The organism is Haliscomenobacter sp., assembly GCF_033763495.1.
Lineage (GTDB): Bacteria > Bacteroidota > Bacteroidia > Chitinophagales > Saprospiraceae > Haliscomenobacter.
Map to the genome: position 1 here is coordinate 1 of NZ_JANRKL010000218.1, position 11,701 is coordinate 11,701.

10 protein-coding genes are annotated in these 11,701 nt (G+C 46.6%); 4 read left to right on the forward strand and 6 right to left on the reverse strand.

The features are described from left to right. Positions 1–412 precede the first annotated feature (412 nt). From rho to SFV55_RS25930, 3 genes are all read left to right on the forward strand, one after another. Positions 413–2,434: a transcription termination factor Rho gene (gene rho, locus SFV55_RS25920; protein WP_413776744.1), complete on the forward strand. Its 2,022-nt coding sequence runs from the start codon at positions 413–415 to the stop codon at positions 2,432–2,434. A gap of 64 nt (positions 2,435–2,498) precedes the next feature. Then, the gene (locus tag SFV55_RS25925; protein ID WP_320032490.1) at positions 2,499–3,563 is read left to right on the forward strand and encodes a DNA polymerase beta superfamily protein; all 1,065 of its coding nucleotides are present in this window, start codon (positions 2,499–2,501) and stop codon (positions 3,561–3,563) included. 6 nt (positions 3,564–3,569) lie between these two features. Beyond that, entirely contained in the window at positions 3,570–6,458 is a 2,889-nt protein-coding gene (locus tag SFV55_RS25930) for a DEAD/DEAH box helicase family protein (protein ID WP_320032491.1), read from the forward strand. Between the two features lie 3 nt (positions 6,459–6,461). Here the strand turns inward: SFV55_RS25930 and SFV55_RS25935 are convergent, their stop codons facing one another. The 3 genes from SFV55_RS25935 to greA all read right to left on the reverse strand — a co-directional run bounded on the left by SFV55_RS25935 (position 6,462) and on the right by greA (position 8,350). After that, positions 6,462–7,226 (reverse strand): hypothetical protein, encoded by a 765-nt coding sequence (locus SFV55_RS25935; protein ID WP_320032492.1) that lies wholly within the window; start codon positions 7,224–7,226, stop codon positions 6,462–6,464. A gap of 151 nt (positions 7,227–7,377) precedes the next feature. Further along, on the reverse strand, positions 7,378–7,782 hold the full coding sequence (locus SFV55_RS25940) for an HIT family protein (protein ID WP_320032493.1): 405 nt from the start codon (positions 7,780–7,782) through the stop codon (positions 7,378–7,380). 97 nt (positions 7,783–7,879) lie between these two features. Beyond that, positions 7,880–8,350 (reverse strand): transcription elongation factor GreA, encoded by a 471-nt coding sequence (gene greA, locus SFV55_RS25945; protein WP_320032494.1) that lies wholly within the window; start codon positions 8,348–8,350, stop codon positions 7,880–7,882. A gap of 415 nt (positions 8,351–8,765) precedes the next feature. On the opposite strand from greA, the gene SFV55_RS25950 reads away from it, so the two are divergent. After that, a complete protein-coding gene (locus SFV55_RS25950) occupies positions 8,766–9,887 on the forward strand; it encodes a hypothetical protein (protein WP_320032495.1) in 1,122 nt (373 codons plus the stop codon). A gap of 3 nt (positions 9,888–9,890) precedes the next feature. Here SFV55_RS25950 and murI read toward each other — a convergent pair whose 3' ends face one another. The 3 genes from murI to SFV55_RS25965 all read right to left on the reverse strand — a co-directional run. Next, entirely contained in the window at positions 9,891–10,694 is an 804-nt protein-coding gene (gene murI, locus SFV55_RS25955; protein WP_320032496.1) for a glutamate racemase, read from the reverse strand. A 95-nt stretch (positions 10,695–10,789) separates the two neighbouring features. Beyond that, the gene (locus SFV55_RS25960; RefSeq protein ID WP_320032497.1) at positions 10,790–11,296 is read right to left on the reverse strand and encodes an OmpH family outer membrane protein; all 507 of its coding nucleotides are present in this window, start codon (positions 11,294–11,296) and stop codon (positions 10,790–10,792) included. A gap of 69 nt (positions 11,297–11,365) precedes the next feature. After that, positions 11,366–11,701: OmpH family outer membrane protein (locus SFV55_RS25965; RefSeq protein WP_320032498.1), on the reverse strand; the 336-nt coding region annotated here is incomplete at its 5' end.

Sequence of the window (11,701 nt, forward strand, 5' to 3'; positions counted from 1 at the left end):
TCAACCGTCTCAACTTTCACAAAACTTTAATGGTTACTTTTTTACAAAGATAGTGCTTGGAATTAAAAATAAATGTATTTTTGTGGCATTACAGCACACCTCTTTCTTTCTATAGCACATAAGTAAGGTGGTTTCCTACTTCGCAAAGAGCTGCACAATCCTCTTTTATTCCTCCTTAAACGTACAATAAATTACCGCATTTAAGGGTTTTGAGAGGAGAACAACTGTTGGTTTTGCTATACAAGATTCGATTCGGTGTCTTACAGCGAGTACGCGTCAAAAATTAAATTTGATTCAGCTATCTCCACCCACATCTGCCACGATTGTTTTACTATTCAAATAACATTCATTTACCAAGTCCCGAAGCAAGCTTAGGCTACCGCTTCAAGTTCAAAAAGAAGCCTTTACAATTATGTTCGATATTTTGCAATTGAACGACATGCTGGTGCCAGAACTGAGAGAGCTCGCCGAACGATTGGGCATCCAGGGCTACCGAAAACTCAACAAAAAAGAACTCGTCTACAAAATTCTGGATACCCAGGCCCTTGCCGAAGGTTCGGAGCGCCCTGCTTTCGAGCCTGGAGAAGATCTTGATATTCCTGCCAGCATCACCAGCCGGGAACAGTTTCAAAACGAATTGTACCGTCCTGACGACGATGAGGAAGACCCTTTTGTATCCACTCCGGCCATAAAAAATGACCCTCAGGCTGATCCGTCTGGCAGTGATGCTGTTGAAGACGACCCGAATGACCGCAACAAAAGAACCCGCCGCCGGGTAACTCGTGAAGAGCTTGAACAACAACAAGCCCTCACTCGTCGCGACCGCAATATGCCCCGTTTGGAACGCACTCGTGATCGGAACGAGCGTACCGAACGCGAACGGGAGCAAGAACGGGAAGAAAGAACTCGTCCGGATCGCGTCAGCCGGGATGAAAGACCTACTCGCGACGAACGCCCTTCCCGCGAAGAGCGGCCTAGTCGTGATGAACGCCCCGATCGCGAGCGCGATCAAGAGCGTGAGGAAAGAGGTGGGCGAATGGAGCGCCCCTCCCGTGACGACCGTGGAGAGCGTGATCGTCCTGAGCGCAACTCCCGTTTTGAGCGCAATGATCGCCCCGAGCGCAACGACCGCGACCGTTATGATCGTGGGGACCGCGATCGCGATGGCAGAGGTGGAGACCGTGAGCGCGAGCGAGATGACCGCGATCGCGACCGCGATGGTGGCCGTTTTGATGATACTCCCGAACGTCGCCAACCTGCGGCAGAAGAATACGAAGATTACGCAGCTGAAGAGGAACGTTTTGACATCGAACTCGATGGGATCATCGAAGGAGAAGGCATTCTGGAAATGATGCCTGATGGTTACGGCTTCCTGCGCTCTGCGGACTACAACTACCTGACTTCACCCGATGACATTTATGTATCTCCCTCCCAGATTAAACTGTTTGGTTTGCGCACCGGGGATACAGTTTGTGGCGCCATTCGCCCGCCCAAAGAAGGTGAAAAATATTTTGCCCTTTTAAAAGTCTCCAAAATCAATGGCCGCGATCCGCAGGAAATCCGCGATCGAGTGCCTTTTGATTACCTGACGCCATTGTTCCCTACCGAAAAATTGCGTTTGGTTGGAGCTCCTGGTTCCAAAAACATTGGCAACCGGATGATCGATCTCTTTACCCCCATCGGTAAAGGCCAGCGTGGTTTGATCGTGGCACAACCAAAAACGGGTAAAACCTTCTTGTTGAAAGATTTGGCCAACGCCATTGCTAAAAATCACCCCGAGTGTTACATCATCGTGTTGTTGGTGGATGAACGCCCGGAAGAAGTTACCGATTTCAAACGTAGTGTAAACGCAGAAGTGGTTGCATCCACCTTTGACGAACCCGCTGAAAACCACGTACGCGTAGCAGGCATTGTGCTTGAAAAAGCCAAACGCCTCGTAGAATGTGGTCACGATGTGGTAATTATGCTCGACTCCATCACCCGTTTGGCGCGTGCTTACAACACGGTGGCACCTGCTTCTGGTAAGGTACTTTCCGGTGGTGTGGAAGCCAACGCTTTGCACAAACCTAAAAAATTCTTTGGTGCTGCCCGTAACATCGAAGGTGGTGGTTCTCTCACCATCCTGGCAACGGCACTGATCGACACTGGTTCCAAAATGGACGGTGTGATCTTTGAAGAATTTAAAGGTACGGGTAACATGGAATTGCAACTTGACCGTGGTTTGGCCAACAAGCGCCTCTTCCCAGCGATCGACCTTACCAAGTCGAGTACCCGCCGCGATGACCTGCTTTTGGACAAAGATACCCTCCAACGCATGTTCATCCTGCGCAACCACCTTTCGGACATGAAACCGGAAGAAGCCATGGAATTCCTGCGTAAACACATGAATATGACCAGCAGCAACGATGAATTCCTGCTGTCGATGAATGGATAATTTCCTTTGGAACGATACAAGAGGCTTTGTGGTTGAATGACTACAAAGCCTCTTTTTAATTGCTATGAATCTTAACGAACTCCGCCAATCCAATCAACTTTTACTCGAAAGCATCAGTGGTAGCCGGGCTTATGGACTGGCATTGCCTAGTTCTGATACCGACTACAAAGGCGTATTTGTTTTGCCAAAAAAGCAATTTTATGGCCTACATCAACTCGATCAGGTCAACAGCTCCGGCAATGACGAAGTTTTTTATGAGCTACGGCGCTTTGCCGAATTGTTGGCGAAAAACAACCCCAATATCCTGGAAATGCTGAATGCCCCGGCAGATTGTATCGTGTATCGGCACCCATTGTTTGAGTTGTTCAAGCCGAGCGATTTTTTGTCCAAACTTTGCCGGGATACCTTCGCAGGTTACGCAATTACCCAAATCAAAAAAGCGCGTGGGCTCAACAAAAAAATCCACAACCCGCAGGAACCGGAGCGCAAAACGCCCTTGCACTTTTGTTATGTGGTTAAAAACCAGGGCTCAATTGCCCTGCTTAAATGGCTGGAAACAAATAATTTACAGCAAGAACATTGTGGCCTGGTCAACATTCCCAATATGCGGGACATGTACGCCTTGTTTTATGACTACAATGGGGATTTACAATTCAGTGGAGTCATTCAAAAAGAAAGCGCCAACGAAGTTGCCCTGAGCAGCGTACCGAAAGGAACCGAACCTTTGGCCATTATGTCTTTCAACAAAGATGGCTATTCGGCCTATTGTAAAAGTTACCGCGAATACTGGGAATGGGTCAAACTGCGCAACGAGGAACGTTACCAAAATACCTTGCAGCACGGAAAAAACTACGATGCCAAAAACATGATGCATACTTTTCGTTTGCTGGATATGGCGGCGGAAATATTGCGGGATGGAGAAGTAATTGTGCGCCGACCCAACCGGGAGGAGTTGCTAGCCGTGCGGCGTGGGGAGTATTTGTTCGAAGACTTGATCCTGCGGGCAGAGGAAAAAATTGCTTACATCAATGAGTTGTACGAGCGGTGTACTTTGCCGGAGTTGCCGGATTTGGAAAAGATTGAGGACTTGATTTTGGAGGTGCGGGAGCGATTTTATGCACAAAACTAAATACCTATGTCTGATCAAGCTAAGTCCGTTTTTCCCTCCCATTTACGTTTTGCCCATCCTTGGCGGAATTACCAGCAAAAAATTTTGGTGGAAACGAATCTGTTGCTCAATCAGAGGAAATTTCATTTGGTAGCCCCGCCGGGATCAGGGAAAACCATACTTGGTCTGGAATTGATGCGTAGGCTTGACCGCAAAACCCTAATCCTGGCACCCACACTGGTCATTCGGGAACAGTGGATCGAGCGCCTGATCCAGGATTTTGGAGCCGAAATGGGCGGTGATTGGATCAGCCGGGATCTTCATGCTCCTGCTTTGCTCACTGTGTGCACCTATCAGGCTTTGCACCAGGCTTGGAAAACAAATCCCCAGATCATTACCCAATTGCAGCAGGCGGGGATAGAGACCCTGATCGTGGATGAATGTCACCACCTGCAAAAAGAGTGGTGGAAACCCTTGATCACCCTCAAAAAAGAATTAGAACCCCTCCTGATTGCACTGACGGCGACTCCGCCCTATGATGTAAGCAACTTTGAATGGGCGCGTTACCACGAATTGTGCGGTGAAATCGATGAAATCATTTACACACCGGAACTGGTCGCTGCGGGTGATCTTTGCCCACATCAGGATTATTTGTACCTCTGTATACCCTCGGAGGCAGCTTCGCTGGAGCTACAGGATTTTCATCGGGCAGTTGTGGATTTTACGGAAGGCTTGCAACACAATTATCGCTTCATCAACTTGCTCAAAGAGCATCCCTGGCTGAATCAACCAGAACTTTATGCTGAAGCAATTTATGAAAACCCAGCTTATTTTTCGGCTTTGCTGATTGGTTTGGAAGGTTTGGGAAAAGTAGCCCCGGTGAGTGCCCTGGGTATCATTGGAGCTGATGAAAGCCAGATTCCGCCCTTATCCTTGGATTGGCTGGAGGTTTTGCTACAAAATCTTTTGTTTAAAGACCCATATTTTGCAGCTTTTTTGCAAGAAGAACCAATCGAACGCATCCTCAAAACCCTTCGCCGGATGGGGGCCATTGAGAAAAACAAGGTGTATTTAAAAGAACCACCCCAATTGGCCAAACAACTGCGCAACAGCGTGAGTAAGCTCCATGCCATTGGCGAAATTGCCAAAATTGAGGCGCTGAATCTGGGCCAGGATTTGCGCATGGTGATTTTGTGCGATTACATCCGCAAGGAGTTGTTGCCAGCAGATGAGTTGGACGACCCTAATCAGGATCAGTTGGGGGTGGTACCCATTTTCGAGGCTTTGCGTCGAGCCTTTCCCCTTGGGTTGGAAATAGGAATATTGAGTGGCTCCCTGGTCATTGTGCCGAAAGCAAGTGAGGAATTGTTGAACCAGGTATTGGAAAAATGGAATATTCCAATTGGTGACCTTCGACGCAATACCTTAAAACACGATCCACTTTACTTGCACATCGAGCCCGTAAGTAGCAAAGCTAAAACAGCCATTGTCAATATTATTACGATGCTTTTTGCAAGGGGTGGGATACAGGCTCTGGTCGGGACTACCGCTTTGCTTGGAGAAGGCTGGGATGCTCCAGAAATCAATACGCTGGTTCTGGCCTCTTTTGTTGGGTCACACGTGTTGTCCAACCAAATGCGGGGAAGGGCCATTCGGGTACATCGGCAGATCGTGGAAAAAACGGCTAACATTTGGCATTTGGCCTGCATTGATCCTCTATCCCCTGATGGCGGCAGTGATGTATTGATGTTGAGAAGGCGAATGTCTACTTTTTTTGGCCTCGGCCAGGGTGCTCAACCCCTGATCATTAGTGGAATGGATCGTTTTGCTTTGCCTACTCTTCCGATTGCTTTACCCGAATTGGAGCAATTCAACTACAATACTGCAGTTTACGCCAAGGCTCGCCCTCGGTTACAGCAGGTTTGGCAAGAGGCAATCGGAAGTGGGTATGCGGTTCAGGAAAAAGTCAGAGTTCCACTTCAGCGCAACACAGTTTTTAAAGGGAAAAAGAAATTAGCCCTGGAACAAGCTTCCAAGGTATACCGCAGCGATTTTAAACGATTTAACGTATTTGCGGGAATTTGGGTGGTAGGAGCATTGGGTTTGGTCGCTTGGGGGCGATTTATTGGTTGGGATTGGGGCAATTTGTTGTTTAGCACCACTATTGGGATCTTGTTATTGAGCGCCCTGGACTTTAGCCAACTGCGTCGCTTGCGTTGGGTACCTCAAATCACCCGATATTTCAAAGAACTGGAATCGTATCGGCCCCGCTTGGGGTTGCGAATGGGGCTTTATGCCTTGATTGTTGGCGGGGTAATCTGGCAATGGGGTTTTGTCTTTGGTTTGGCATTGGTAACCTTCATTTTGGCGGGTTGGCTGCTGTATTTATCCTTGTTCAGCAGTAATTTTATCCTAAGGGCCTGGTCAAACTTGCGCCGAATAAAGGACCCTCAATTATTTTGGAGCAGTGCTGCCCAATCCTTATTTGACGCACTAGACCAAGTTTACCAGTTTCATGCCAATCCTGAAGAGCAGGTGCATCTTGAAGTTGATGCCAATAGGGGCGAGGACCTGGTCCTAGTGCCGAAAAACCTAGACACCCATAGTGCTCAACTTTACCTTAATGCATTGCAAGAATTGCTCAACCCGATTGAGAATCCACGTTATTTATTGGCTTTGGAGTATAGGTTTGATCTTCAAACCTCATTGTTGTATTATTTCCCAGTACCCACTTGTCTGGGCAAGAAAAAGAAGGATGCTGAACGATTTCAGGATTTTTGGGCAGAAAAAATGGGGCCTACCAGACTGATTTTTACACGCACCTTGGATGGTCGCCTAGAATTGCTGAAGGCAAGGGGACAAAGTTTGGGTTTATCTCCCGAAGCATACGCTGCGCGGGAAAGCAGTTGGGAATAACCTTCAATTCAACATCCACAAACCATCATCATTAATGGCCTCGCCGCTCAAGTGTTCAATTCCAACGTTAGTGGGTAAAAAGGGAAGTAGTTTTTCTGGTACGCCAAATGGTTCAAATTTAAAGGGGAACAGTGAGTGGCGGCGCTCATCAAGGCTGGACCCTGCGATGATGACCTGATGCCGCTCAACCAATTGATTCAATTGAGGTGGACCTCCATCATGACCTTCCAGGAGATTAAAAAAAAGCTGGCCCGGATTTTTGGGCTTAAAGTGGAGCACAATCGGGGAAGCCTGCTTGCTTTCCCGGTTGTTGAAACAAGCCAAAACGATTGGATAATCCGGGAAATGAGTGTTGTAAAACTGTAGCAACTCCGGCGCAATTGCTGGCCTTTTTTCAGCAGGAACTTGTTCCAGCGCTTTTTCCAGCGCTTTGGGTGTTTTTTCATTGAGCAGTACTACGTGGTAAATGCCCATTTCCACCACATAAACTTGCTGAGGAACAATATTTCCGGAGAAAAAACTCCGACTGGTTTTGCTGGCCGCCATTTGCTTCAACAAATCTGGGCAATCCGCCGTATCCAATAAATATTCGGGCAACAATGGTTCAGCAGCAGGCAAGTGGAGCAACATACAATTGGCCCCATCCGCCAAATTCTGTGGCGCATTTTGGTAGGCCATTACATGTCGATAGCCATACCTTGGATGTTCAATTTCCCATGCTCCGACGTAGGTGGAGCTCAAAGTTGCTGCTGCTGAGGTGACACACATTTGGTAAGATTTAGAGCGAAAAGCGAAAAGTGAAAAGGCGGGTACAGCAGTTGTTTTTCAACGGTTTTCCATTTTATACTACTTAAAAATTTGGAGGGATCACATTCTCCCTCTAAATTTTCGCTATTCGCTATTCGCTAGTCGCTATTCGCTATTCGCTATTCGCTATTCTTTCCGCTACCGACGCCGCAATACTCGCCATTTCTTCCTGACTCACTTCCACCACTGCTTTGGTGAAAGTAATGTCTTGCATAGTATTGAGGGGAATGAGGTGGATATGCGCATGAGGTACTTCCAGCCCGATGACCGCAATCCCGATGCGTTTGCAGGGAACCGTTGCCTCCAAGGCTTTAGCTACTTTTTTAGCAAACAAATGTAGTCCAATCAGGTAATCATCCTCTAAGTCAAAAATATAGTCCACTTCCTTTTTGGGGATAACGAGCGCATGACCTTTGGCCATGGGCCGGATGTCCAAAAAGGAGAAATAATCCTCAGTTTCTGCCAATTTGTAGCAGGGGATTTCGCCGTTGATGATGCGGGTAAAGATGGAAGCCATGTGAAGTGAAAAATGAAAAGTGAAAAATGAAAAGTGAAACGAACAGTGAGATCCAAATGGTGTATTTGCTTCTCACTTTTCGTTTTTCACTTTTCACTTAAATCGAAATATCCATGATTTGGAATTCCATATCGCCATTGGGCGTTCTTACCGTGGCGGTTTCGCCAATGACTTTGCCCAATAGGCCTTGCCCCATCGGGGAACTGACGGATACTTTTTTGGCTTTTAGGTCGGCCTCCGATTCAGAAACCAACTGGTAAGTGATTTTCGCTTTGTTTTTGGTGTTCATAATCGTCACCTTGGCCAAAACGGTCACTTTAGAGATATCTACTTCACTGGAATCCAAAACCCGTGCAGTGGCCATTTGTTTTTCTAGGTCGTTGATGCGCAATTCCAACAAGCCCTGGGCTTCTTTTGCGGCATCGTATTCGGCATTTTCAGAAAGGTCTCCTTTTTCACGTGCTTCGGCAATCGCACGTGCTGCTTCAGCACGACCTCTGGTTTTGAGGTCCTCCAATTCTGCCGTCAATTTGTCAAAACCTTCCTTGGTTAAATAGTTGATTGCCATAATACTAAAATTTTACAATGATTAAACTCCTTCCCCAGTCGGGCGTTTGCGCCGGCCGAATGCCAATGTTGATCCTTGTTGTTTTGAGAAAATCGCAACTTGGATTAAGGCTTGGGTAGGTTTTTTGCTGTAACGCTTTTTAAGATATCGGTTACAGTAGCTGTGGTCAAAACGCTGAGGTTTTTAGAAAAAAACAGGAACGCTTCCATCCGACTTGAATGAAAACGTTCCTGTTTTTTTTCCTCTGCAAATATATAGGAAAATTTCGGGAAAGTGCAAGTGGAAAATTTTTTGTGCTTTATTTTTTTTAAACAAAAAAAATGTAGTATAATTGTAAGGTGTTAACACTTTTATTGCCTTTACATCCCTACTTTACACCGCCTTTGGTTCATTGTTCCACCAACCAAGGCTTCAGATGAAATACACTCCACGCCAATTGACTTATGCGCAATACCTATTGCGGCGTATAGGCTTTCGTGCGCCTAAAGACATTGACCAATACCTCCACCAGCTTATGCTGAGTAAAGGAAGGTATCATTTTAATCCAAAGGCCAAAAACCCTTTTAAAGCCTGGCAGTTTTCGGCCAAAGCAGCTGTGGATGCATTGGTCACAGAATTGGAGTTAAAAAAAGTCCCGGAAAAAATCCCTTTGCAGCAGGCTGCCTCTCCTCATTTTACGGCCACACAGTTGGCGCGTTACAGCTTTTGCCCAGCAGCTTTTTCCATCAGCAATACGTTTGAAACCATGGAAGAACCAGGAAAGGCGTTAATGGTGGTAGGCGAACAATTGCACGAATCCCTACGGTTGAGTCGGCAAAAACAAAAAAGCGAGACCACAACTGATCCTTTCTACCGTCGTGCCTGGCAAAATCCGGCGATTGGCAAAATTCTACGCGCTGAAACCATTTATGCTGGACATGCTACCGATGCACCATTGTTCAGCAATGAAAAAACAGCTTTTTTAGGTAGCCCCGATTACATTTTTCGAGATCGGGAAGGGACATACTTTGTAGTAGAAGAAAAATTCATTCACTACCGTGACCCCATGAACCCCTCAGCCATCAAACTCAACAGAGAAGAATGGGTGGGCACTTTGGCTGCAAAAAACCTGGAGCGAAGGCAAGAATGGGAAAAAATCCCCTTTTATTTTTTTAAAAACCACCTCTTGCAGGTATTGGCTTATCTGGTAAATATTTGTGATTACCCGCTTGAATACGGTTATCTGGTTTATTGGCTGTACGACTTTAAGGATGGTGAGACCTATGTCCATAAAGCCGGGGTCAAAAAACTGAGTTTAGACCCTAAAAACCTTGAGCTATACAATCATCATCTGGATCGATTTCAGCAGTTTGTGCAGCAAGGGGTAGAACCTTTTCAGGTGGAAAGTGTCAATATCAAAAAATGCGCGGCCTGTTCGCAAAGCCCATATTGCATACACAAAACTAGGCGATTTGATGAGGTGCGATTCCCATATCGGAAGGAAGATATCAAATTGTATCCAACAGAATTCCCGGGTGATTTGCGGCAACACTATTGACGCTCACCAAATTTGGTAATGCTCCAATTGGATGGCCTCCCCGTAAAACAAACGGGTTGTTTCTTCAAAGGATTGAGTATAATCGGAAACGTAGAAGCGATGGGGATGGCGCTTTTGGGGATTGAGCAGTCCATTGTCCCCCAATTTTTGCGCTACTTCTTCGGCTACCACCAGCGTGGAATCAAGTACTTCAACCTGGTGGGTAAAGTAATCTTCGATGTCTTGCCGGATCAAGGGGTAATGGGTACAAGCAAGGAGTAAGGCTTCAATGTCGCTAAAACCCGGATGAGCCAGATAGGTATCCAAAATGGCCCTACTGGCCTGGTTGTGCACAAAGCCCTCCTCAATCATGGGGGCGAGTAGGGGAGTGGCGAGGGATTCTACCTCCAGGCTGGGCCGCACCCGGTGCAGTTGTTTGTGGTAAATGCCAGATTGAATGGTGGCTTTGGTGGCAATTACGCCGACCCGATCGAAGCCTTTTTTGGCTACTGCGCCGACCAATGGATCAACGACGTTGACAAAAAGGGCCTGTTCGCGGAAAAAATCGAGTAGCACATCATAAGCTGCGGAGGAGGCTGAATTACAGGCAACCACGATCATTTTACAACCTTGATCGAGCAGAAATTTACTGATGCGCAAACAATAATAACGAATGGCGTCGGCGGATTTATCGCCATAAGGCAGGTGGGCAGTATCCCCAAAATAGATGATCTCTTCGTTCGGTAATTTTTTAACAATAGCATTGGCCACCGTTAAACCTCCAATTCCTGAGTCAAAAACACCAATAGGTTGAGATGCGAGAGCCATAAGAAGCTGTGAGCTGTGAGCGGTCAGCTATGAGCTATCAGCTATCAGCCATGAGCGCTGATAGCTCATAGCTCATAGCTGACCGCTGATAGCTACTAAAGTCCCAGTTTTTTCTTTACCAAAGGCGCTACATCCATAGTTGCATCAAAGTACAACAGGATGCCCTGGTCAAAAATGTAGGTATACCCACCTTCAGTAGCTACTGCTTTAACGGCAGCATTGAACTCGTCCAAAATAGGCTTCAACAGCGTATCCCTTTTGGTTTGGAGCAACTGGCTCATTTCTTGTTCGTAAGCAAGAATTTTCTGACGTTCTTCCTCGAGTTTCTTCTCTTCTTCTTCTTGCTGCTTGGGTGGTACCAAACCATCCGTTACACGCTTCTGAAAGTCTTGTACTTTAGTCTGGAAAGCAGTAACCATATCTTGGCCTTTTTTCTGCAATTGCTTTTGATAAGCCTCCATGTCAGAGTCAGCCTGCTTCACCTTAGGCAATTCCGCCATCAAAGCCTGTGAATTGATGTAGCCAAATTTTTGAGCTTGGAGGGCTACCGTACAAAACACTGCGAAGATGAACATAAAGCCTGTCTTCATAAACTTGTTCATTGTTGTCCGTATTTGCGATTTTAAATTTTCGAATTGTCCGAAAATCGCGCAAAAATAACCTTTTTCAGATTATTTCAAGCGATTGATGATGTCATCGGTCTTGTCGTACTGCGGATTAGAAAAAATCATGCCCGCAGAACCACCTTTGTCGAAGATGAAATCATAGCCACGCTCTTTTGCGTAAGCTTCGATGGCCGCGTAAACACGATCCTGGATGGGCTGCACCAGCTCTTTGCGGCGTTGGAACAGGTCTCCTTCTGGTGAAAAGCGTTTGCGTTGCATTTCGCGAACCTCCGATTCTTTCTTCACAATCTCGTCTTCACGCTGTCTGCGTGCTTCGTCACTCAAAAGGACTTGCTCTGCTTGAAAACGGTTGTATAGGCTCTTGATTTTATCGTATTCCTG

Bases quoted from the DNA above. Each gene is read 5' to 3' on its own strand.
- rho (WP_413776744.1), top strand. From the start codon at position 413: ATGTTCGATATTTTGCAATTGAACGACATGCTGGTGCCAGAACTGAGA.
- SFV55_RS25925 (WP_320032490.1), top strand. From the start codon at position 2,499: ATGAATCTTAACGAACTCCGCCAATCCAATCAACTTTTACTCGAAAGC.
- SFV55_RS25930 (WP_320032491.1), top strand. From the start codon at position 3,570: ATGTCTGATCAAGCTAAGTCCGTTTTTCCCTCCCATTTACGTTTTGCC.
- SFV55_RS25935 (WP_320032492.1), bottom strand. From the start codon at position 7,226: ATGTGTGTCACCTCAGCAGCAGCAACTTTGAGCTCCACCTACGTCGGA.
- SFV55_RS25940 (WP_320032493.1), bottom strand. From the start codon at position 7,782: ATGGCTTCCATCTTTACCCGCATCATCAACGGCGAAATCCCCTGCTAC.
- greA (WP_320032494.1), bottom strand. From the start codon at position 8,350: ATGGCAATCAACTATTTAACCAAGGAAGGTTTTGACAAATTGACGGCA.
- SFV55_RS25950 (WP_320032495.1), top strand. From the start codon at position 8,766: ATGAAATACACTCCACGCCAATTGACTTATGCGCAATACCTATTGCGG.
- murI (WP_320032496.1), bottom strand. From the start codon at position 10,694: ATGGCTCTCGCATCTCAACCTATTGGTGTTTTTGACTCAGGAATTGGA.
- SFV55_RS25960 (WP_320032497.1), bottom strand. From the start codon at position 11,296: ATGAACAAGTTTATGAAGACAGGCTTTATGTTCATCTTCGCAGTGTTT.